General features: G+C 72.9%; 21 protein-coding genes and 1 tRNA gene. 9 read left to right on the top strand and 13 right to left on the bottom strand.

What is annotated here, in order from left to right:
- Window positions 1-156: 156 nt before the first annotated feature.
- From aspA to ACSLTV_RS27885, 11 genes are all read right to left on the bottom strand, one after another.
- The gene (gene aspA, locus ACSLTV_RS27935) at window positions 157-1,569 is read right to left on the bottom strand and encodes an aspartate ammonia-lyase (RefSeq protein WP_432133402.1); all 1,413 of its coding nucleotides are present in this window, start codon (window positions 1,567-1,569) and stop codon (window positions 157-159) included.
- Between the two features lie 135 nt (window positions 1,570-1,704).
- A complete protein-coding gene (locus ACSLTV_RS27930) occupies window positions 1,705-2,721 on the bottom strand; it encodes an asparaginase (protein WP_435613083.1) in 1,017 nt (338 codons plus the stop codon).
- A gap of 161 nt (window positions 2,722-2,882) precedes the next feature.
- A complete protein-coding gene (locus tag ACSLTV_RS27925) occupies window positions 2,883-3,560 on the bottom strand; it encodes a FadR/GntR family transcriptional regulator (protein ID WP_432133722.1) in 678 nt (225 codons plus the stop codon).
- Window positions 3,561-3,723: 163 nt separating this feature from the next.
- Window positions 3,724-4,560 carry an undecaprenyl-diphosphate phosphatase gene (locus ACSLTV_RS27920; protein ID WP_432133404.1) on the bottom strand — a complete coding sequence of 279 codons (837 nt, stop codon included), beginning with the start codon at window positions 4,558-4,560 and terminating at the stop codon, window positions 3,724-3,726.
- A 106-nt stretch (window positions 4,561-4,666) separates the two neighbouring features.
- A complete protein-coding gene (gene crcB, locus ACSLTV_RS27915; protein WP_432133405.1) occupies window positions 4,667-5,032 on the bottom strand; it encodes a fluoride efflux transporter CrcB in 366 nt (121 codons plus the stop codon).
- Window positions 5,029-5,406, bottom strand: a complete 378-nt coding sequence (locus ACSLTV_RS27910; protein WP_432133406.1) for a DUF190 domain-containing protein — start codon at window positions 5,404-5,406, stop codon at window positions 5,029-5,031. The genes crcB and ACSLTV_RS27910 overlap by 4 nt, the downstream gene beginning before the upstream one ends.
- A complete protein-coding gene (locus tag ACSLTV_RS27905; protein ID WP_432156734.1) occupies window positions 5,403-5,858 on the bottom strand; it encodes a fluoride efflux transporter FluC in 456 nt (151 codons plus the stop codon). Before ACSLTV_RS27905 ends, ACSLTV_RS27910 begins: the two co-directional genes overlap by 4 nt.
- A gap of 50 nt (window positions 5,859-5,908) precedes the next feature.
- Window positions 5,909-6,145 (bottom strand): hypothetical protein, encoded by a 237-nt coding sequence (locus ACSLTV_RS27900; protein ID WP_432156735.1) that lies wholly within the window; start codon window positions 6,143-6,145, stop codon window positions 5,909-5,911.
- Between the two features lie 208 nt (window positions 6,146-6,353).
- On the bottom strand, window positions 6,354-6,641 hold the full coding sequence (locus ACSLTV_RS27895; protein ID WP_432156736.1) for an ArsR family transcriptional regulator: 288 nt from the start codon (window positions 6,639-6,641) through the stop codon (window positions 6,354-6,356).
- A gap of 232 nt (window positions 6,642-6,873) precedes the next feature.
- The gene (locus tag ACSLTV_RS27890; protein WP_432133410.1) at window positions 6,874-8,442 is read right to left on the bottom strand and encodes a glycoside hydrolase family 53 protein; all 1,569 of its coding nucleotides are present in this window, start codon (window positions 8,440-8,442) and stop codon (window positions 6,874-6,876) included.
- A 124-nt stretch (window positions 8,443-8,566) separates the two neighbouring features.
- Window positions 8,567-10,588, bottom strand: coding sequence for a beta-galactosidase (locus ACSLTV_RS27885; RefSeq protein ID WP_435613082.1), 2,022 nt, complete (start codon window positions 10,586-10,588; stop codon window positions 8,567-8,569).
- A 183-nt stretch (window positions 10,589-10,771) separates the two neighbouring features.
- Between ACSLTV_RS27885 and ACSLTV_RS27880 the strand changes: the two genes are divergently transcribed.
- From ACSLTV_RS27880 to ACSLTV_RS27855, 6 genes are all read left to right on the top strand, one after another.
- Complete coding sequence (locus ACSLTV_RS27880; RefSeq protein ID WP_432133412.1) at window positions 10,772-12,100, top strand: ABC transporter substrate-binding protein; 1,329 nt, start codon at window positions 10,772-10,774, stop codon at window positions 12,098-12,100.
- The gene (locus ACSLTV_RS27875; RefSeq protein ID WP_432133413.1) at window positions 12,097-13,071 is read left to right on the top strand and encodes a carbohydrate ABC transporter permease; all 975 of its coding nucleotides are present in this window, start codon (window positions 12,097-12,099) and stop codon (window positions 13,069-13,071) included. The genes ACSLTV_RS27880 and ACSLTV_RS27875 overlap by 4 nt, the downstream gene beginning before the upstream one ends.
- Window positions 13,068-13,973 (top strand): carbohydrate ABC transporter permease, encoded by a 906-nt coding sequence (locus ACSLTV_RS27870; RefSeq protein ID WP_432133414.1) that lies wholly within the window; start codon window positions 13,068-13,070, stop codon window positions 13,971-13,973. Before ACSLTV_RS27875 ends, ACSLTV_RS27870 begins: the two co-directional genes overlap by 4 nt.
- Window positions 13,970-15,001 carry a LacI family DNA-binding transcriptional regulator gene (locus ACSLTV_RS27865; RefSeq protein ID WP_432133415.1) on the top strand — a complete coding sequence of 344 codons (1,032 nt, stop codon included), beginning with the start codon at window positions 13,970-13,972 and terminating at the stop codon, window positions 14,999-15,001. Before ACSLTV_RS27870 ends, ACSLTV_RS27865 begins: the two co-directional genes overlap by 4 nt.
- Window positions 15,002-15,231: 230 nt before the next feature.
- Window positions 15,232-15,582: a VOC family protein gene (locus tag ACSLTV_RS27860; protein ID WP_432133416.1), complete on the top strand. Its 351-nt coding sequence runs from the start codon at window positions 15,232-15,234 to the stop codon at window positions 15,580-15,582.
- Window positions 15,583-15,736: 154 nt separating this feature from the next.
- Window positions 15,737-16,165 carry a MarR family winged helix-turn-helix transcriptional regulator gene (locus ACSLTV_RS27855; protein WP_432133417.1) on the top strand — a complete coding sequence of 143 codons (429 nt, stop codon included), beginning with the start codon at window positions 15,737-15,739 and terminating at the stop codon, window positions 16,163-16,165.
- A gap of 16 nt (window positions 16,166-16,181) precedes the next feature.
- Here ACSLTV_RS27855 and ACSLTV_RS27850 read toward each other — a convergent pair whose 3' ends face one another.
- Together ACSLTV_RS27850 and ACSLTV_RS27845 are read right to left on the bottom strand one after the other, a co-directional pair.
- Window positions 16,182-16,577 (bottom strand): SseB family protein, encoded by a 396-nt coding sequence (locus ACSLTV_RS27850; RefSeq protein ID WP_432133418.1) that lies wholly within the window; start codon window positions 16,575-16,577, stop codon window positions 16,182-16,184.
- Window positions 16,578-16,726: 149 nt separating this feature from the next.
- On the bottom strand, window positions 16,727-17,344 hold the full coding sequence (locus tag ACSLTV_RS27845) for a MerR family transcriptional regulator (protein WP_435613081.1): 618 nt from the start codon (window positions 17,342-17,344) through the stop codon (window positions 16,727-16,729).
- A gap of 97 nt (window positions 17,345-17,441) precedes the next feature.
- Here ACSLTV_RS27845 and ACSLTV_RS27840 point away from each other — a divergent pair, with 97 nt between their 5' ends.
- The 3 genes from ACSLTV_RS27840 to ACSLTV_RS27830 all read left to right on the top strand — a co-directional run bounded on the left by ACSLTV_RS27840 (window position 17,442) and on the right by ACSLTV_RS27830 (window position 19,986).
- Window positions 17,442-17,840 carry a DUF3291 domain-containing protein gene (locus ACSLTV_RS27840; RefSeq protein ID WP_435613080.1) on the top strand — a complete coding sequence of 133 codons (399 nt, stop codon included), beginning with the start codon at window positions 17,442-17,444 and terminating at the stop codon, window positions 17,838-17,840.
- A 315-nt stretch (window positions 17,841-18,155) separates the two neighbouring features.
- Window positions 18,156-19,670 carry a hypothetical protein gene (locus ACSLTV_RS27835; RefSeq protein WP_432133421.1) on the top strand — a complete coding sequence of 505 codons (1,515 nt, stop codon included), beginning with the start codon at window positions 18,156-18,158 and terminating at the stop codon, window positions 19,668-19,670.
- A 242-nt stretch (window positions 19,671-19,912) separates the two neighbouring features.
- Window positions 19,913-19,986 (top strand) — tRNA-Pro (locus ACSLTV_RS27830).
- Window positions 19,987-20,106: the final 120 nt, after the last annotated feature.

The following is a 20,106-nucleotide window of genomic DNA, read 5'->3' as shown; positions in this document are numbered from 1 at the left end:
TGGCCACGCGGCGGCGCCGCGCGTCAGGGCGTGGCCGGGGCGGCCGTGTCCCGTGCGTGACGCTTCAGCCCTGGGGGTGACGTCACCCCGCGTGTCGGCCCGGCGCGGGGCGCAGGGTCCGTCGTACGCGGGGTGCGCCGGGACGCGTCGCCCGGGTCAGACGACCGTCACGGGACCGCTGCCCGCGAGCACCTCGGGGCGCAGCAGGACCGCCAGGCGCTCGGCCGGCAGCAGCCCCTTCTCCAGGACGAGTTCGGCCACTCCGCGGCCACTGGCCAGGGCCTCCTTGGCGATGGCGGTGGCGGCCTCGTAGCCGATGTGCGGGTTGAGGGCGGTGACCAGGCCGATGGAGTTCTCGACCCCGGCGCGCAGCATCTCGGTGTTGGCGGTGATGCCGCAGACGCAGCGCTCGGCGAGGGTCAGGCAGGCGGCGCGCAGATGGGTGAGGGACTCGGACAAGGAGTGCAGGATGACCGGCTCGAAGGCGTTGAGCTGGAGCTGGCCGGCCTCCGCGGCCATGGTGATGGTGACGTCGTTGCCGATCACCTCGAAGGCGACCTGGTTGACGACCTCGGGGACGACGGGGTTGACCTTGCCGGGCATGATCGACGAACCGGCCTGGACGGGCGGCAGGTTGATCTCGCCGAGGCCGGCGCGCGGCCCGGAGGAGAGCAGGCGCAGGTCGTTGCAGCTCTTGGAGAGCTTGACGGCGATCCGCTTGAGCACGCCGGACATCTGGACGAACGCGCCGCAGTCCTGGGTGGCCTCGACCAGGTTGGCGGCCGTGACCAGGGGCAGGCCGGTGATGTCGGCCAGGTGGCGGCGGGCCGCCTCGGCGTAGCCGGCGGGGGCGTTGAGGCCGGTGCCGATGGCGGTGGCGCCGAGGTTGATCTCGTGGATCAGCTCGACCGCCTCGTCGAGACGGGACCGGTCCTCGCCGATCATGACGGCGAACGCGGAGAACTCCTGACCGAGCGTCATGGGGACGGCGTCCTGCAACTGTGTGCGGCCCATCTTGAGCACGTCGCGGAACTCGACGGCTTTGCCGGCGAACGCGTCCTGCAGCACGGCCATCGCCCTGAGCAGTTCCCGTACCGCGAAGACCGTCGCGACCTTGACGGCGGTCGGGTAGACGTCGTTGGTGGACTGGCCGAGGTTGACGTCCTCGTTGGGGTGCAGGAACCGGTACTCGCCCTTGGCGTGGCCCAGCAGCTCCAGCGCCCGGTTGGCGACGACCTCGTTGGCGTTCATGTTCGTCGAGGTGCCGGCGCCGCCCTGGATGACGTCGACGACGAACTGGTCGTGCAGGTCGCCCGCGCGTATCTCCCGGCAGGCGGCGACGATCGCGGCGGCCTTCGCGGACGGCAGCAGCCCCAGCTCCTCGTTGGCGAGGGCGGCGGCCTCCTTGACGGCGGCGAGGGCGGTGATCAGGTGCGGGTACGTGGAGATGGGGGTGCCGGTGATGGGGAAGTTCTCGGTGGCCCGCAGGGTGTGCACGCCCCAGTAGGCGTCGGCGGGGACGTCACGGTCCCCGAGCAGGTCGTGTTCGCGGCGGGTGGCGGCGGTCATGGCGTACGGATCCTCTTTCCGAGGGGTGAGGGTGAGGGCCCCGCGCGGGGCGCGGGCGCGAGGTGGGACGGCCCTCCCCGCGGGCGCGAGGTGAGGCGGCGGCCTGCGCGCGGGAGGGCGAGGTGGGGTGGCGGCCTAAGCGCGGGCGGGCGAGGCGACCGGGTCGAGCGCCCGCACGGGACGCATGCGGCCCACCGGTTCGCCCCCGCCGAGCAGGGGCTCGCCCGCGAACTCGGTGAGCAGCTCCGGGTCGACGCCGGCCCGGGCCAGCGCGGCGGCGGCCACGGGTATGCGGGCCCGGTTCGCCCCGTCGGAGATCTTGACGGCGACCGCCCGCCCGTCGGGGAGGGCGGCGACCTCGACACCCTCGAAGCCGTCCTTGGCGAGCAGGCCGGGCACGGCCCGCATCAGCGCGGCGACGTCGCGGCCGGAGCCGGAGGCCATCTCGGCGTGCTCACGCATCGCGTCGGCCACCCGGGCCTGCGGGGTGCCGCCGGCGGCGGTGGTGATCCGGGCGGCCGCACGGGCCAGGCCGTGCAGGGAGACGGAGAACAGGGGCGCGCCGCAGCCGTCGACGCTCACCCGGGCGATCCGCTGGCCGGTGAGGTCCTCGACGGTCTCGGCGACGGTCTTCTGCAGCGGGTGCCCGGGGTCGAGGTAGCCGTCCAGGGGCCAGCCGTTGAGGCGGCAGGTGTACAGCATGGCGGCGTGTTTGCCGGAGCAGTTCTGGGCGAGCCGGGAGGGCAGCGCGCCCGCCCGCACCCAGGCGTCGCGCACCACCGGGTCGTACGGCAGGTCGACGACGTTGCGCAGGTCGTCCTCGGTGGCGCCGGCCAGCTCCAGGATCCGCCGGGTGCCGGCGAGGTGGCGTTCCTCGCCGGAGTGGCTGGCGGCGGCGAGGGAGAGCAGTTCGCCGTCGAGCGGCAGTCCGGCCCGCACCATGGCGACCGCCTGCACCGGTTTGAGGGCGGAGCGCGGGTAGAAGGCCGCCTCGATGTCGCCGAGCTGGAACTCGACCTGCCCGTCGCCGCCGAGGACGACGACGGAGCCGTAGTGGATGCCCTCGGTCACGCCGTCGCGGACGAGCTGGGCGACGGGGGCGTGGAGGGGTTCGCGGATCGCGGGGGGGTCCGCCGGGAAGCTGCTGAACATCACTGCCTGATCACTGGTGGGTGGGTGGCGGCCGGCGCGCGGTTCACGCGCCCGCCTCGGGGGCGGTGGTGCGGCGGGCAGGGCACGGTGGTGCGTCCGGCGCCGCCGTCGGCATCATCAGCCGGAACGTTTCTGCGGACCGCTGTGCGAGTGCTGCCCGCTCATGACCGGGGGCCGCCTTCCGCGGGGAGTCCGGGGCGGGCCGCGCGCACGATCGTGGTGAGGGTCGTCGCGACCCCGTCGAGGTGGAAGGCCATGGCCTCCACCGCGTCCCGCTCACTGCCGTCGAGCAGCGCCTCGTAGATCGCCACGTGCTCGCGGTGACCCCGGTCGCGACGGCCGCCGACCTCGTTGAGGAAGGCGGACTGGCGGGCCAGCGCGTCCCGGATCTCCTCGATGACCCGGCGGAAGACCGGGTTCTGGGAGGCTTCGGCGACGGCGAGGTGGAACAGGGTGTCCATGGCCACCCACGCGGTGGTGTCGGTCTCCCGCTCCATCCGGTCCAGCAGGTGCTTGATGTGGTCGAGGTCCTCCTGGGTGCGCCGCACGGCCGCGTAGCCCGCGACCGGTATCTCGATGTGGCGGCGGACCTCCAGCAGGTCGCTGGCCGCGTAGTCGCCGAAGGTGGGGTCCTCGACGGTGTTCGCGATCACGAAGGTGCCCTTGCCGGTCTTGGCGACCGTGAGGCCCATGGCCTGCAGGGCACGCAGGGCCTCCCGCAGGACGGGCCGGGATACCTCGAGGGTGCGGCAGAGCTCGGCCTCGGAGGGGAGCTTGTCGCCCACGGCGTAGTCGCCGCGCTCGATGGCGCCGCGGAGGTGGGTGAGGACCGCTTCCATGGCGCTGACGCGCCGCGGGCCGCTCCCACCTGTCTGGCTGTCTGACAGGTTCACGGAAGTGATGGTCGGGCCCATCGGCCGGTCGTGTCAAGGCGGGCGGAGGACGAACCCCGGCGGGTGTGCGGTGGACGGCGGCACCGCACACCCGCCGGGCGGCCAGCGGTCAGCCGTCGAGCGTGCCGGTCGCCAGCAGGCCCAGGAGCAGCACGCCGACGACGATCCGGTAGACCACGAAGGCGTTGAAGGAGTGCTTGGCGACGAACTTCAGCAGCCAGGCGATGGAGGCGTAGGCGACGGCGAAGGACACGGCCGTGCCGACGGCCAGCGGGAGGGCGCCCGCGCCGGTGCCGAGGGCGTCCTTGAGCTCGTAGATCCCGGCCCCGGTGAGGGCGGGGATGCCGAGGAAGAAGGACAGGCGGGTGGCGGCGACCCGGTCGAGGTCGAGCATGAGCGCGGTGGACATGGTGGCGCCGGAGCGGGAGAAGCCGGGGAAGAGGAGGGCGAGGATCTGGGAGCCGCCGACCAGCATCGCGTCCTTCAGCGAGGTGTCGTCCTCGCCGCGCTTGTGCCGTCCCATCCGGTCGGCCGCCCACATCACGCCGGAGCCGGCGATCAGCGAGCCCGCCACCACCCACAGCGAGGCCAGCGGGCCCTCGATGAGCGGCTTGGCGGCCAGTCCGACGACGACGATCGGGAGGGTGGCGTAGATCACCCACCAGGCGAACTTGTAGTCGTGGTGGTAGCGCTCCTCCTTGTCGCGCAGGCCGCGGAACCAGGCGGAGACGATCCGCGCGATGTCCTTGGAGAAGTACACCAGCACGGCGGCGATGGCGCCGACCTGGATGACGGCCGAGAACCCGACGACGGCGTCGTCGTCGACCTGGATTCCCATCAGGCCCTCGGTGATCTTCAGATGGCCGGTGGAGGAGACGGGGAGGAACTCGGTCACTCCCTCTACGGCTCCGAGGACGACGGCCTGGCCGACGGAGATGGCGCTCATGGGGTCCTGTTCGGGTTCGGTTGGCGGAACGTGCGGGAGACCGTCCTACCAGGCGCCGGTACGAGCGCCGGCCGGAACCGGCGGCCACCGGGGGCCCCGCGGGCCCCTAACCCCACACCGTCCGGCCCAGCCACACTCCCGCGAAGGCGGCCGTGAGCCCGGCCAGCACGCTCCCCACGGCGTTGACGGCGGCCTGCAGTCCGGCCCCGGTCTCCGCCAGCCGCAGCGTCTCGTACGAGAACGTCGAGTACGTCGTCAGCGCCCCGCACAGCCCGGTGCCCAGGAAGAGCCGCAGGTCGGCGCTCGCGGGGGCGGCGCCGGCGAGCAGCCCGAGGACGAGGCAGCCGGTGACGTTCACGGTGAACGTGCCCCAGGGGAAGACCGAGTCGTGACGGCTCTGCACCGCGCGGTCGGTGAGATAGCGGAGCGGGGCGCCGACCATGCCGCCCGCGGCGACCACCAGCCAGTTCACAACCACTTCTTACCCTTCGTGTCCGATGTGCCGGATTCCCCGCGGCCGGTGTACCGGATCACCTCGCACGCCTCGAGGGTCACCAGACCTTCGGTGACGAGTTCGTCGAGCTGGGGCAGGAAGGCGCGGACCCGGTCCTCGGTGTCCACGACGACGACGGCCACCGGCAGGTCCTCGCTGAGGGAGAGCAGCCGGGAGGTGTGCACCCGCGAGGAGGCGCCGAACCCCTCGATGCCGCGGAAGACACTGGCTCCGGCCAGGCCGGCCGCGTGGGCGCGGTGCACGATCTCGGCGTACAGCGGTCTGTGGTGGACGGTGTCGTTCTCGCCGACGAACACGGTCAGGCGCAGGGCACGTCCGGTCAGTCGCGTCATCGCCGCCTCCGGATCAGGGCGCGGCGGGTCGCGGTGGCCGCCAGCCAGACCGCCGCGAGGGCCGCGAGCAGGGTCGCCGCGAGGTAGGCCGGCGCGGTGAGCGGGTGGCCCGTGTCGAACAGGTGGCGCGCGTCGACGGCGTAGGTGGAGAAGGTGGTGAACCCGCCGAGCACCCCGGTGCCGAAGAACGGCCGCAGCAGGCGGTGGGCGGAGAGCACCTCCGTGAGCAGCACCAGGAAGACGCCGATCATCGCGCACCCGGCGACGTTCACCCAGAGCGTGGTCCACGGGAAACCGCCGGCGGTGGTGGGCCACCACTGGGCCGCCGCGTATCGCGCCGTGGCACCGAGACCGCCGCCGAGGGCGACGGCGGCGACGACGGGCAGCTGCTCCCGGCGGGCGGGCCGCCGCGGGGCGGCCGTCGGCGGGCTCCCGGTTTCCTGCGCTGTCATCGGTCGTACGTCTCCTGCCCGGCCGCCCCGCCCCGCCCGTCGGCGGGTGATCACGGCCGGGCACCAGCGTAACGCCGTCTCACCGGGCTGCCGGGGTCGACGGCCGGCAGTCCGCCGTGGCCGTCGCGGACCAGGAATTCCCCGTCGGGGCACAGGTCCGGGCCGAGCGGACGCCCGCCGATCTCGGCGACGCACTCGACGCGGGCCGAGGGCGGAGCGTCCGGACCGTCGACGCGCGGGATCCGTCCGTCGGCCACCCCGGTCAGCACACGCCCTCTGGGCTCCACGACGGCGTCCTCGGGGCGGTGCCGGGGAGGGTGACGTAGCGGAGCGGCGCCGGGGGCGCGGGACGGTCCATCGGCGGGCCTTCCTGTCCGAGGCGGTCGTCGTCGCAGCCGGATGTGTCCGGTGCGGCGGTCTGCCACGACTTCGCAGGGTTTTCCGGACATGGTTCGGCACGGGTTCCCGTCCGCATCGACGGGCGGCCGGGTGGCGCTACCACCCCTCCTGGAACAGCCGGGACACCTCGGCGATGCGCGGCTCGTCGCGTCGGTAGAAGGTGCGGTGGCGGATGCGCTTGGTGCGCAGCAGGCCCAGGTCGGCGAGGAGGGCGAGATGGGAGCGCGCCACGCGGCGGTGGACACCGAGCCGGGCGGCGACGGCCCCGGCCGTGACGCCGTCGGTCGCCGGGTCGCCGTGGCGCTGCGCCGGGAAGTGCCGGTCCGGTTCCTTCAGCCATTCCAGGATGTCCAGGCGCCGCCCGCCGGCGGGAGTCCTCGCCATCGCCGCCCCCTTCGGTTCCCTCCGCCGGGGTCCTTCTTGTTCCGCGTTCTTCCCACTTTTCCGGATCCGAGGCCGGGCTGTCGCGCGCTGGGCGCACCTTCGGCCGGGAACCGAACGCCGTTGCCGGGTCCGCGGGCGCGGCGGGCCGGCCGAACGCCGTCTGGAGACGCGGCGAGGGCCCGGCCGCCCGGTGTGGTCCTGGTGTGGCGCGGCCGGGCCCCCGCGGGTCGGGTCAGCGGTGGCGGAACCACGACGTGGAGGGCAGCGCCTTGTCATCGAAGCCGAACAGGGCCTGGTTCTCCCAGCCGTTGCCGGAGGAGGCGTCGGCGGGGTCCCAGCCGTTGCCGGTGACCGCGGTCCAGGTGGCCTCCCAGTAGAAGACGCCGAGGCCGCGGCCGTTGGGGACGGCCTCCACGATGCTCGCGACGTCGTTCATCCACCTGGTCTGACCGGCGACCGTGGCCGGGTAGCCGGGGACCAGTTCACCGGTGGTGTCGATCTGGTTGACCAGCGGGTCGTCGCTGTCGAGGCGGAAGGGGTAGGCCGTCTCGGCGACGAACACGGGCTTGCCGTAGCGGGCGGCCGCGTCGTCCAGGGTGGTCTGGAAGTCGTACAGCGAGCCGTGCCAGTAGCCGTAGTACGACAGGCCGATCGCGTCGAACCGCACGCCGCTCGCGACCGCGTTGTCGAACCACCGGCGGGTGCCGGCCGGATCGCCGCCCTCGGCGAGGTGCAGGGCGACCGTGGTGGACGCGTCGACCGCCTTGACGGCGTCGTATCCGCTGTTGAGGAGTCCGGCGAGCTGGGACCAGTTGGCGGTGGAGCCCTCGTTCCACAGCATGCCGCCGTTGATCTCGTTGCCGACCTGGACCATGTCGGCGGTGGTGCCCTGCGCCTTGAGGGCGTTCAGCACGTCGTACGTGTGGGTGTACACGTCCGTCCTGAGCCGGCTGTAGGTGTGCCCGGCCCACGCGGCGGGCTTGGTCTGCTTGCCGGGGTCCGCCCAGGCGTCCGAGTAGTGGAAGTCGACCAGCAGTCTCATGCCGGCCGCCTTGACGCGTCTGGCGACGGCGAGGACGTGCGCCTTGTCGTTGTAGCCGTCGGCCGGGTCGACCCAGACCTTCAGCCGTGCGTAGTTCATGCCGGCGTTCCTCAGGATGGTGACCGCGTCGCCGCTGGTGCCGCCGGCGGTGCGGTACACGCCGCCCTCGGCCTCGCTCTTGGCGAGGGAGGAGATGTCGGCGCCGTGGATCGACGTACCCGATGTGCCGGCCGTGAAGGCCAGGTCGTCGACATTGATCCAGTTCCCCGCGCCGGCGTCACTGTTGATGCTGATGGTGCATTGGTTGTTGGTCACCCTGACCGGCACGACGACATGTATCCACCCGCTCGCCGAGACGGGCAGGTCGGTGCGCCGCTCGGTGCCCCCGCAGTTCTTCAGCGCTATGTAGGCGGCCTTCTGACCGCCGCCGGAGCGGACCCATGCGGTGAGCCGGTAGTCGCCGTTGGCCAGTCCGGACAGGTACTGCCAGGTCTCCACCTTGTAGGCGGAGGACGACCAGTGGCTGAGGCGGTAGCCGCCGCTGTGGCCGCCGGCCTCGGTGAAGGAGGCGGAGTTCTGCCCGGCCGCCGAGTACGTGGACCAGCCGGCCGGTGCGGCGGTGCCGGTGCCGTCGGACTCGAACCCGCCGTTGGTGAGGGTGGTCGCGGCCCGGGCGGTCTGCGCGGGCAGGGCGGTGAGGGCGAGCCCGGCGGTGAGGGGTACCAGCAGGGCCTTCAGGGTGCGTCTGGGATGGAACATCGTCGTCCGTCGTCCCTTCGACGTGGTGGGGATGGGATGCCCGGTGCCCCCGGGATGGCGCTGGGTGGGAGCGGGGCCCCCTCCGCCCGCGGCTCGCGGCTCCACGGGCGGAGGGGAGTCGGGTTCAGCCGTCGAGCCGGACGACCCGGACGGCGCCGGCCGGGACCGCGAGGCGGCCGGCGGCGGGCTCGCCCGTCAGCAGCTCGGTGCCGGGCGTGTCGAGCGGCACCTTGGCGTCGGCGCCGGTGTGGTTGACGGCGAAGAGGAAACGGCCGCTCTCGCCGCTGCGGACGACGACCTCGACGTCGTGCGGCAGGTCGGCGCGCGGGGCGAGGCGCGCGTCCTCGGCGGCCCGCCCGAGCAGCACGTCCAGGCCCTCGCGGCCCAGGCGGGTGGAGACGTACCAGGCGATGCCCTCGCCCAGGCGGTGGCGGGTGATCGCGGGGTGCCCGGCGGTCGGGCCGTCGGCGTACCTCCAGACCGACTCGGCGCCGCGCGGGACGACGAACTCGGTCCACACGTCGCCGCCCAGCTCGGCGCCATCGGGACCGGTGACGCGCACGTTCCGTCCCGGCAGCAGCGGGGAGAACTCCTCGACGCTCAGGCCCAGTACCTCGCGCAGCGGGCCGGGGTAGGCGCCCTCGTGGACGGCGTCGTGCTCGTCGACGATGCCGGAGAAGTACGACACGACGAGGGTGCCGCCGTTCTCGACGTACGCCCTGAGGTTGTCGCCGGCCGCCTTGGTCATCAGGTACAGGGCGGGCACCACGACCAGCGGGTACGCGCAGAGGTCCGCCTCGGGGTGGGCGAAGTCGACCGTGAGGTGGCGGTCGTAGAGCGCCTCGTGGAAGGCGTCGGCGCGCTCTCGCGGGTCGGCGTCCTCGCTGGGGCGCCAGGCGAGGTTCTGCGCCCACCAGGACTGCCAGTCCCAGAGCACCGCCACGTCGGCCTCGGTGCGCGTGCCGCGGACGGCGGACAGCGAGTCCAGGCCGGCGCCCAGCTCGACCACCTCGCGCCAGACGCGGGTGTCGGTGCCGCCGTGCGGGACCATCGCCGAGTGGAACTTCTCGGCGCCGCGCCGGGACTGGCGCCACTGGAAGAACATCGCGCCCTCGGAGCCGCGGGCGACGTGCGCCAGGGAGTTGCGGGCCATCTGGCCCGGCGCCTTGGCCGGGTTGTGCGGCTGCCAGTTGACGCCCGAGGTGGAGTGCTCCAGCAGGATCCAGGGGGCTCCCCCGGCCACCGAGCGCGTCAGGTCGGCTGCCATCGCCAGGTTGACGTGGGTGCGGCGGCCGTCGGTGATCAGGTAGTGGTCGTTGGTGACGATGTCCACCTCGCGGCCCCAGGCCCAGTAGTCGACCGAGTCGCACTGGCTGAGGGCGGTCATGAAGTTGGTGGTGACCGGCACGCCGGGTGCCAGCCGGTGCAGGATGTCCCGCTCCGCCACGAAGTTCTCGCGCATGGTCGCGTCGGCGAACCGCCGGTAGTCCAGCGCCTGGCCCGGGTTGCCGACGGTCGGCGTCAGGCGCGGCGGGTTGATCTGCCCGAAGTCGGCGTAGCGCTGGCCCCAGAAGGCGGTGCCCCAGGCGTCGTTGACGGCGTCGACCGTGCCGTACGTGGTGGCCAGCCAGCGGCGGAAGTGGGCGGCGCAGGAGTCGCAGTAGCAGGCGGAGACGGGGACTCCGTACTCGTTGTGCACGTGCCACATGGCCAGCGCCGGGTGGTCGCCGTAGCGCTCGGCGAGCTCGGTGGTGATGTTCGCCGCCGCCGCGCGGTAGTCGGCGTTGCTGTGGCAGATCGCGGCGCGGGAGCCGAACTCGTAGCGCACGCCGTCGGCGGTGACGGGCAGCGCCCCGGGGTGCTCGCGGTAGAACCAGGCGGGCGGGGCCACGGTGGGGGTCGCGAGGTCGACGCGGACGCCGTTGTCGTGCAGCAGCCCGATGATCCGGTCCAGCCAGCCGAAGTCGTACTCCCCCGGCGCGGGTTCCAGCAGCGCCCAGGAGAAGATCCCGACGCTCACCATGGTGACGCCGGCCTCCCGCATCAGCCGGACGTCCTCCTGCCAGACGCTTTCCGGCCACTGTTCGGGGTTGTAGTCCCCGCCGAAGGCGAGCCTGGTCAGGCCCCTGGGCGTGGTCTCCGGCATGGATCTCTCCCGTTGTGTTCGATCATTTGGGAACGTGCACACACATCGATGGCGGCGTAAGCCCAACATAACCGCACAGCAACAACCATTGACAAGTGTCCGGGATGTTTCTCTACTGTGAACGCTCACAGAAGCATGGCAGGTCCACGCAGCAGGCGGGGGCCCAGGTCAGGGGAGATTTCCATGCCCAACACCCAGCGCCGGAGACTCTTCGAGGTCACGGCCGCCGCCGTCGCCGTCGCACTCGGCGCCACCACCCTCGCCGCGTGCGGCTCGTCGGACGACGACGGCTCGGCGCGGTCCGGTCCCGTCTCGCTCACGTACTGGACGTGGACGCCGGGCATGGACAAGGTCGTCGACCTGTGGAACAAGGGCCCCGGCAAGGACCGGCAGATCACCGTCACGGTGAAGAAGCAGGCGTCCGGCGACACCCTGGTCACCAAGATCCTCACCGCGCACAAGGCGGGCAAGGGACCCGACCTGGTCCAGGCCGAGTACCAGGCGCTGCCGACGCTGGTCAGCAACGACGCGCTGGCGGACATCTCCGGGGAGGCGGGCGACGCCCGGAGCAAGTTCGCCGACGGCGTCTGGCAGCAGACGACGCTGGGCACGGACGCGGTGTACGCGATCCCGCAGGACATCGGACCGATGATGTTCTACTACCGCAAGGACCTGTTCCAGCAGTACGGCCTGACGGTGCCGACGACCTGGGACGCGTTCGCCGAGACCGCCCGCGCGCTGAAGAAGAAGGCGCCCGACGTCGACCTGACCACCTTCTCCGCCAACGACTCCGGGCTGTTCGCGGGGCTCGCACAGCAGGCCGGCGCCAAGTGGTGGACCACCGAGGGCGACAAGTGGAAGGTCGGCATCAACGACGCGGCGACGAAGAAGGTCGCCGACTTCTGGGGCGGCCTGGTCGAGGAGGGCGCCATCGACAACCAGCCGATGTACACCCCGGCCTGGAACAAGGCGCTGGACACCGGCAAGCAGATCGCCTGGGTCTCCGCGGTGTGGGCGCCCGGCACGCTGACCACGGCCGCGCCGTCCACCAAGGGCAAGTGGGCCATGGCCCCGCTCCCCCAGTGGTCCACGAGCGACAACGTCACCGGCAGCTGGGGCGGCTCCTCGACGGCCGTGACGACGGACTCCGGGCACAAGGCCGCCGCCGCCGAGTTCGCCGCCTGGCTGAACACCGACGGCGACGCCCTCAACGCGCTCGCCAAGGAGGGCGGCATCTACCCGGCCTCCACCTCCGCGCAGCTCAGCGGCGCCTTCACCACGCCGCCGGACTTCTTCGCCGACCAGGCGGACTTCTACACCACCGCCGCGAAGATCGCGAAGACCACGGCGCCCTCCGCCTGGGGCCCGAACGTGAACGTCGCCTACACCTCCTTCAAGGACGCGTTCGGCGCCGCCGCCAAGAACAAGTCGGACTTCGGTGCCGCCCTGGACAAGATGCAGGCGGACACGGTCGCCGACATGAAGAAGCAGGGCTTCGGGGTCTCCGAGTGAGAAGCGCACGCAGGAGGTCGTACGGGGCCGAGGGGGCCCCGTACGCCCACCCGTCTCCCGCCACCGTCCTCGAACGAGGGCGAAGCGCCCCCTACTTCTTCCTCCTCCCCGGCACGGTCCTGTTCGCCCTGTTCTTCGCGCTGCCCATCGGGTACGCGCTCTGGCTCAGCCTCCACACGGTGCGGGTCTCCGGCCTCGGCCTGGGCGCCGGCGCCCGCGAGGAGGTCTGGGCCGGCGCGGAGAACTACGCCGACGCCCTCACCGACGGCGAGCTGCTGGACGGCGCGCTGCGCGTGCTGGGCTACGGCTGCATCGTCGTCCCGGTGATGCTGGGTCTCGCCCTGGTGCTCGCGCTGATGCTGGACTCCGACAAGGTGCGGCTCACCCCCTTCACCCGGCTGGCGATCTTCCTGCCGTACGCGGTCCCCGGCGTGGTCGCCGCCCTGCTGTGGGGCTTCCTGTACCTGCCGGACGTGAGTCCCTTCTACTTCGTCCTCGACAAGCTGGGGATGCCGCAGCCGGACCTGCTGGACGGCGGCCCGCTCTACCTGGCGCTGTCGAACATCGCCGTCTGGGGCGGCACCGGCTTCAACATGATCGTCATCTACACCTCGCTGCGGGCGATCCCGGCCGAGGTGTACGAGGCGGCGAAGCTGGACGGCGCCACGCCGCTGCAGATCGCACTGCGGATCAAGGTCCCGATGGTGGCGCCCTCGCTGGTGCTGACCTTCTTCTTCTCGATCATCGCGACGCTCCAGGTGTTCAGCGAGCCGACCACGCTGAAGCCGCTCACCAACTCCGTGTCCACGACCTGGAGTCCGCTGATGAAGGTGTACCGGGACGCGTTCGGCGCCGGTGACATCCACGCGGCGGCCGCCGAGGCCGTGATCATCGCCGTCGTCACGCTGGTGCTGTCCTTCGGGTTCCTGCGGGCCGCGAACCACCGCAACAAGCAGGAGGCATCCCGGTGAGCTCCCTCGCCGTACCCCAGGCGCCCTCCACGACCGGCACCGCCGGTACCACGCGGGGCCGCCCGCCGCTGCGCCGCCGCGTCGCCCTGGTCCCGACGGTGACACTGCTGCTCGGCGCGGTCTACTGTCTGCTGCCGGTGGCGTGGGTGGTGATCGCGTCCACGAAGTCGGGCCGGGAGCTGTTCTCGACGTTCACCTTCCTCCCGGGGTCGGGCTTCGCCGACAACGTCCAGGACCTCAGCTCCTACCGAGACGGCGTCTACTGGAAGTGGATGGGCAACTCGGCGCTCTACGCCGGGCTCGGCGCCCTGCTGTCGACGTGCGTCTCCGCCTTCAGCGGCTACGCGCTCGCGACGTACCGCTTCCGGGGCCGCGAGACGATGTTCAACGTCCTGCTCGCGGGCGTGCTGATGCCGCCGATCATCCTCGCGATCCCGCAGTACCTGCTGATGGCCGAGGCGGAGCTCACCGACTCCTACTGGTCGGTGCTGCTGCCGCAGATCCTCTCCCCGTACGGCGTGTACCTGTCGCGGATCTACGCGGCCGCCGCGGTGCCGGCCGACGTGGTCGAGGCCGGCCGGATGGACGGGGCGGGCGAGTGGCGGATCTTCAGCCGGATCGCCCTGCCGATGATGGTGCCCGGGCTGGTGACCGTGTTCCTGTTCCAGTTCGTGGCGGTCTGGAACAACTTCCTGCTGCCGTTCATCATGCTCAGCGACGACGAGAAGTTCCCGATCACGCTCGGGCTGTACACGCTGCTGGAGCAGGGCTCCAGCACCCCGGCGCTGTACACCCTGGTGATCACCGGGGCGTTCCTCGCGGTGCTTCCGCTGGTCGCGCTCTTCCTGGTCATCCAGCGGTTCTGGAGCCTGGATCTGCTGTCCGGGGCCGTAAAGTCATGACCATGAGCACCTCGGGGGGTCGGCGCAGGGCGCCGACGATTCACGACGTGGCGCGGGAGGCGGGGGTCTCCCGCGGCACCGTCTCGCGCGTGCTGAACGGCGGCCACTACGTCAGCCCCGCCGCCCAGGAGGCGGTCAACGCCGCGATCCGCAGGACGGGGTACGTCGTCAACCGGCACGCCCGGTCACTGATCACCGGGCGGTCCGACTCGGTCGGCTTCCTGCTGACGGAGCCTCAGGAACGGTTCTTCGAGGACCCCAACTTCAACGTGCTGCTGCGCGGCTGCACCCAGGCGCTGGCCGCGCACGACGTGCCGCTGCTGCTGATGCTGGCGGGCACGAAGGACGAACGGCGGCGGATAACGCGGTACATCACCGCCGGGCACGTCGACGGCGTGCTGCTGGTCTCCAGCCACTCCGGGGACCCGATCGCGCAGGAGCTGCGTGAGGCGGGCGTACCGCTGGTGGCGTGCGGCAAGCCGATCGGGCTCGGCTCGAAGGTGAGCTATGTGGCCGCCGACGACCGGGACGGCGCGCGGGACATGGTGCGCCACCTGCTGTCCCTCGGGCGGCGCCGGGTGGGCGTGGTGACCGGCCCGCTGGACACGCCGGGCGGTGTGGAGCGGCTCGCCGGGTACCGGGAGGTCCTCGCCGAGGCCGGCATCGACCACGACGAGCGGCTCGTCGTCTCCGGCGACTACAGCCGGGCGAGCGGTGAGGCGGGCGGCGAGCTACTGCTGGAGCGGGCGCCGGACCTGGACGCGGTGTTCGTCGCGTCCGACCTGATGGCCCAGGGCGTCCTGGCCGCGCTGGGGCGCGCGGGCCGGCGGGTGCCGGAGGACGTCGCGGTCGGTGGCTTCGACGACTCGCCCGCGGCCACGGCGGCCACCCCGGCCCTCACCACCATCCGCCAGCCCTGGGACCGCATCAGCGCCGAGATGGTCCGGGTCCTCCTCGCCCAGATCGGCGGCGAGGAGCCGGCCGCGGTGATCCTCCCGACGGAGCTGATCGAACGCGACTCGACGTGAGCGAGCGCCGCGCACCGGCGGGCGCTGTCCCGGACCCGGGGCCCGGGCCCCGGGGCCGGCACTCGAGGCGGTGGTGGAGCAAGCGGTCAGGATCGGAGAAGCCGGCCGCGGCCGGTCCGTCCTAGCGTGGAGGGACCGCTTCGGCGTTCGGCGTCAGGCCGCGCCGGGCGGTGCGTTCCGCCGATTCCACTCGCGTGACCTCACCGGTCCGCCCCGCACAGGAGTACGTCATGGCCAACGGACTGCAGACGATCATCTACCCCGTGAAGGACCTGGACCGCGCGAAGGCCGTCTTCCGCACACTGCTGGACGTCGAGCCGTACGCGGACGAGCCCTACTACGTCGGCTTCAAGGCGGCGGGCCAGGATGTCGGCCTCGACCCCAACGGGCACGGCAAGGGCATGACCGGACCGGTCCCCTACTGGCACGTCACCGATCTGCGGGCGCGGCTCGCCGCCCTGCTGGAGGCGGGCGCGGAGCTGCTGCAGGACGCGCAGGACGTGGGTGGCGGCCGGCTGATCGCGTCGGTGAAGGACGCGGACGGCAATCTGGTGGGCCTCCTGCAGGACCCGGCCGCCTGAGGCTGCCGCGGCCGCTCCGCCCCGCCGGCCGGGTCTCCGCAGCCGGGGCCGGGGCCACGGAGCCGGAGCGGAGCCGGAGGCCCGCCGCGGAGTTCCATGCATCCGCACTAGTTGCACACTCAATGAATGGCCGGAACGGTGCTACCTTCGGAGTATGGGAGCGAAGACGGCCGGGGCGGGCCTGGAGCAGCGGTGGCGGGACATCCTGTCGGTCCACGCGCGCACGATGTGCGAGATAGACCGGGTGCTGCACCCGCACGGGCTCGGCGCCAGCGACTTCGAGGTGCTCGACATCCTGGCCGCCGAGACCCCCGGCGAGGGCGAGCAGTGCCGGGTGCAGAACCTGGCCGGGCGGGTCCATCTCAGCCAGAGCGCGCTGTCCCGGCTGATCGGCCGTCTGGAGAAGGAGGGCCTGGTCGAGCGCTCGGTGTGCGCGGAGGACCGGCGCGGTGTGTGGGTCGCCCTCACCCGTAAGGGCCGCGACCTGCACGGCGCGGTGCTGCCGCTGCAGCGCGCCGCCCTGGAGCGCATGCTGCCGCCCGGCCACGCCGGGGCGCCGGCCCCCGAGACACCGGCGCGGTGAGAGGCGAGGCGCGCCGTCAGCGCGCGAGCAGGGTGCGCACGCCCTCCGACGTGAGGGTCAGCCCGTGGTCGCCGGCCGCGTCGATGGTCAGGGACAGATCATCAGTGGGCCACTGCGCGGCGAGCGCACCGAGCGGGATCAGGCGGTAGCGGGAGATGTAGGGCAGCAGCTCCGACATCTCCAGCTCCGAGGTGAACACGGGTACCACCGGGCTGCCGCCGGGCTGCTCCAGCACGGGCAGCGCGACCGCGGTGGGGTCGGAGGCGTCCTCGTCGGACGTCTCGTCGGGCACCGGGACCAGCACCTCGCTGTGCGCGAGGGTGTCCAGCGCGTCGTTGTCCTCGGCATCCCTGGCCAGCGCGTCCAGCGCCCGCCGGGCGGGGGTGGTGGGGTCGTGGGCAGGTGTGTCCATGGGGGTTCCCTGGTGTGCGGTTGCGGCCGGAACCTGAGCGGTCCGTCCGGAGGGTCGTGGCTCGCGTACCCGGCCCCCGGCGGCTCAATCCGATCGACGGGCGGGGCCGCACGGCGCCGTGCCGGACGGCGGCCGCGGGGTGGGCGGACTCAGCCGCCGTGGCGGCGGGCCGACTCGTTCTCCTGGGCCATGCGGCGCAGCGCCATCAGGGCGGGTTCCAGGAGGACGGTCATCAGCAGGGCGCGCTCGGCGGCCTCCAGAGGGTCGTCGAGCCCGCCGAGCTGGTCGAGGTCGAGGACCGCGATCCGCTCGGCGAGACGTGCGTAGGGCAGCAGGGTCCGCCCGTCGACGGGGACGCCGAGACAGCGCAGGGAGGCCAGGGTTCCGGCGAGCACGGCGCGGGCCGGGGCGTCCTGGTGCACCTGCCAGCCCAGCTCCTCGACCAGGGCGTCGACCTCGGCGGTGTCGGCGGTCCGGTCGGCGGGGTCGTCCGCGACCCGGATCGCGCCCAGGGCCAGGCCGAGGACGCGGTGGGTGTCGTCGCCGTGCTCACCGAGGGCGTCCAGCACCTCGCGGGTGGTCGCCACCGACAGACCCCGGACACCTGTCAGGGCGCGGATCAGCCGGAGCCGGCGCAGGTGCTGGTCGTCGTAATCGGCCTGGGTGGCGGCGGTCTGACGGCCGGGCGGGAGAAGGCCCTCGCGCAGGTAGTACTTGATCGTCGTGACCGAGACGCCGCTGCGGCGGCTCAGTTCGGAGATGCGCATCGCCGACGCCTCGCCCTTCGAACCCTTGGCAACTGGATACCTTCACTGTCTAACATGGATAGCGTAAGTATCCAACTGCCGACGAAGGGGCACAGCCATGCCCACCCTCCCCTGGTCCACGGTCGACATCCCCGCCCCGGACGCCGAGGCGTTCGTCATGGCGTCCCGCTTCGAGGTGCGCTCCCCGGCCGACGTACCGCGCTTCTTCCTGAAGTCGCTGGCCGCCTGGAAGCAGGTCAAGGGCGCACCCGGCGCGTACGGAGCGTCGCTGGTCGCCCAGCCGCTCAGGCGCACCTTCTGGACCCTGTCGGCCTGGCGGGACGAGGACGCGCTGCGGGCGTACGCGCGCACGGAGCCACACAAGTCGATCATGGTCAGGCTGCGGCCGACCATGAAGGACTCGGTCTTCGTCTTCTGGCGGGTCCCGGCCTCACAGCTGCCCCTCGACTGGCCGGAGGCCCGGCGCCGGCTGGCGGAGCGGGCCGCGCGGTCCTGACGGCGCCCGCCCGGGTGAGGGACGGCCGCGCCGGGCGTCGGGTATCGGCCGTCCCCGGCGTGTGCCCCCTGCGGTCCGGCGTCCGACGGCTAGCGTGAGCGGGGCCGTACCGGAGTCCGCCCCGGCGCGCGCTCCCCGGCGCGCCTTCCGGGCGTGCGCACCGCTCGCGCGGCACCGGGACGGCCACCTTGACCGCCGCACCAGCCACCACCGCATCAGCGGCAGCCCGCGGTCGCCGTTCTCGCGGAACTCGCGGTGCGCGCCGCACCCGCCGCACAGGCAGGCCGCACTCGCGCAAGGGGTGACACCAAGCAGATGGCGCAGACCGTACGACCACGACCGCCGGGGTTCGCCCGTGCGTTCCCCTGGACCCGCGGCGACGACGTCCGCACGGCGGCGGTGGCGTGCGCGTTCGCCGCGGCGCAGCTGCTGCTGGTACCGCCCGCCATGGGGCTCGGCTGGGACGAGTCGGTGTACGTCAGCCAGGTCGGCGACCAGGCGCCGGCGGCGTTCTTCAGCGCGCCGCGCGCCCGCGGGGTGCCGGTGCTGGTGGCGCCGATCGCCTCCTGGTCGTCGTCCACGCCCCTGCTGCGGGTGTATCTCGCCGTCCTGTCGGCCGTCGCGCTGTTCCTGGCGCTGCGCGCCTGGCGCGGGCTGTTCCCGGCGCGGGTCGTCGCCGGCGGCGGCGCGCTGTTCGCCTCGCTGTGGGTGACGGTGTACTACGGCCCGCAGGCGATGCCCAACATCTGGGTGGCCCTCGGCGCGCTGGCCGCGGTGGGCTGCTTCCTGCGCTTCCAGCGCGACCCCGTCCTGCGCGGTCCCGTGTGGGGGCTGGGCGTGAGCGCGGTGCTGATGGCGCTGATGCGGCCCGGTGACGCGGCGTACGTGGGTCTGGCGCTCCTGGTGGCGCTGGTCACGGTGCGCCGGTGGCGGTCGGTCCGGCTGTCGGCCGCGCTCCTCGGCGGCCTCGCCGCCGGAGCGGCGCCCTGGCTGATCGAGGCCTACGCCGCCTACGGCGGTCCTCTGCGACGGCTGGCCGAGGCCTCCCGGATCCAGGGCGGACTGAGCTGGCATCTCGCCGTCGACGACCAGATGCGCAGCCTGTCGGGGCGTACCCTGTGCCGCCCGTGCGAGGGGCCGATGCCGGACACGCCGGTCATGCTGTGGTGGTTCGTGCTGCCGGCGCTCGCACTGCTCGCCCTGGTGATCGCCGTGCGGCGGGACCGGGCCGCGCCGACCGTGCTGTCCACGGCCTGCGCGGCGACGGTGGCCGTGCCGTACCTGTTCCTCATCGGCTACGCCGCTCCGCGCTTCCTGCTCCCGGCCTACGCGCTGCTGGCCCTGCCGGCCGCGGACGCCCTCGGGTATCTGCTGACGCGCGCGCGGGCGGCCCGGCGGCCTCTGGTGGTGACGGCCGTGGCGGTCGGGCTGGCGGGGCATCTGGCGGTGCAGTCGGCGGTGCTCTGGCGCACCGCCGAGCGCACGACCGCCGAGCACGAGCGCTGGGCGCGGGTCGCGGCGGACCTGCACCGGCACGGCGTACGACCGCCGTGCGTGCTGACCGGCCACTCCTCCCTGGCGCCGACGGTGCCGATCGCCTACTACACGGGCTGTGCCTCGGCCCACACGCGCGGGCACGACACCAACACCACCACGGCGGCCCTGGCCCGGACCGCGCGCCGCGTGCCGGTGGTGTTCCTGACCCGGGGGGCGCGGACCCCGCCCGGGTACGCGCACGACTGGGACGCGGTGCGGCTGGAGGGCGGACTGTCGGCGTACCTCACGGTGCCGGCGCCCACCGGTACGGCCCTGGCCGGCGACGGGCGCTGAGCCGGCGGACAGAACGGGCACTGAGCCGACGGACGGAACCGAGCGTGGCCCGGGCCTCCCGCGAGATCTGCTCGATGCCCGTGCCGCCGTGGCCGTGCCGTCGTGGCCGTGCGGTCGCATGAGCAGCGGGGCCGTGCGGATGACGTGCTCGCGCGGGGCGCCCCGACCGGCCCGCGAACCGGCGCCCGTCGCCGTGGGGTAGGGTTTACCTGCGTGTTCGCACGGTTCGCCGCCGGACACGACGGGACGTGGCGCAGCTTGGTAGCGCACTTGACTGGGGGTCAAGGGGTCGCAGGTTCAAATCCTGTCGTCCCGACCGAGAGAGTCGCGGCTCAGGGCCGGTTCGGAGACATCCGAACCGGCCCTCGGTCTCCCGCCGGGCGCTTCAGGTCACTCCCGCCTCGGCAGCCGAGGAGTCTCCGGCCGCCGCGGGATG

It is taken from the genome of Streptomyces sp. bgisy159, assembly GCF_965341775.1.
Classification (GTDB): Bacteria; Actinomycetota; Actinomycetes; order Streptomycetales; family Streptomycetaceae; genus Streptomyces.
This window is presented reverse-complemented; position numbering and strand designations above follow the sequence as displayed.

What these genes read in the sequence shown, in the direction of transcription:
- aspA (WP_432133402.1), bottom strand. Translation starts at nt 1,569, where the DNA reads ATGACCGCCGCCACCCGCCGCGAACACGACCTGCTCGGGGACCGTGAC.
- ACSLTV_RS27930 (WP_435613083.1), bottom strand. Translation starts at nt 2,721, where the DNA reads ATGTTCAGCAGCTTCCCGGCGGACCCCCCCGCGATCCGCGAACCCCTC.
- ACSLTV_RS27925 (WP_432133722.1), bottom strand. Translation starts at nt 3,560, where the DNA reads ATGGAAGCGGTCCTCACCCACCTCCGCGGCGCCATCGAGCGCGGCGAC.
- ACSLTV_RS27920 (WP_432133404.1), bottom strand. Translation starts at nt 4,560, where the DNA reads ATGAGCGCCATCTCCGTCGGCCAGGCCGTCGTCCTCGGAGCCGTAGAG.
- ACSLTV_RS27910 (WP_432133406.1), bottom strand. Translation starts at nt 5,406, where the DNA reads ATGACGCGACTGACCGGACGTGCCCTGCGCCTGACCGTGTTCGTCGGC.
- ACSLTV_RS27905 (WP_432156734.1), bottom strand. Translation starts at nt 5,858, where the DNA reads ATGACAGCGCAGGAAACCGGGAGCCCGCCGACGGCCGCCCCGCGGCGG.
- ACSLTV_RS27895 (WP_432156736.1), bottom strand. Translation starts at nt 6,641, where the DNA reads ATGGCGAGGACTCCCGCCGGCGGGCGGCGCCTGGACATCCTGGAATGG.
- ACSLTV_RS27890 (WP_432133410.1), bottom strand. Translation starts at nt 8,442, where the DNA reads ATGTTCCATCCCAGACGCACCCTGAAGGCCCTGCTGGTACCCCTCACC.
- ACSLTV_RS27885 (WP_435613082.1), bottom strand. Translation starts at nt 10,588, where the DNA reads ATGCCGGAGACCACGCCCAGGGGCCTGACCAGGCTCGCCTTCGGCGGG.
- ACSLTV_RS27880 (WP_432133412.1), top strand. Translation starts at nt 10,772, where the DNA reads ATGCCCAACACCCAGCGCCGGAGACTCTTCGAGGTCACGGCCGCCGCC.
- ACSLTV_RS27865 (WP_432133415.1), top strand. Translation starts at nt 13,970, where the DNA reads ATGACCATGAGCACCTCGGGGGGTCGGCGCAGGGCGCCGACGATTCAC.
- ACSLTV_RS27860 (WP_432133416.1), top strand. Translation starts at nt 15,232, where the DNA reads ATGGCCAACGGACTGCAGACGATCATCTACCCCGTGAAGGACCTGGAC.
- ACSLTV_RS27855 (WP_432133417.1), top strand. Translation starts at nt 15,737, where the DNA reads ATGGGAGCGAAGACGGCCGGGGCGGGCCTGGAGCAGCGGTGGCGGGAC.
- ACSLTV_RS27850 (WP_432133418.1), bottom strand. Translation starts at nt 16,577, where the DNA reads ATGGACACACCTGCCCACGACCCCACCACCCCCGCCCGGCGGGCGCTG.
- ACSLTV_RS27845 (WP_435613081.1), bottom strand. Translation starts at nt 17,344, where the DNA reads ATGCGCATCTCCGAACTGAGCCGCCGCAGCGGCGTCTCGGTCACGACG.
- ACSLTV_RS27840 (WP_435613080.1), top strand. Translation starts at nt 17,442, where the DNA reads ATGCCCACCCTCCCCTGGTCCACGGTCGACATCCCCGCCCCGGACGCC.
- ACSLTV_RS27835 (WP_432133421.1), top strand. Translation starts at nt 18,156, where the DNA reads ATGGCGCAGACCGTACGACCACGACCGCCGGGGTTCGCCCGTGCGTTC.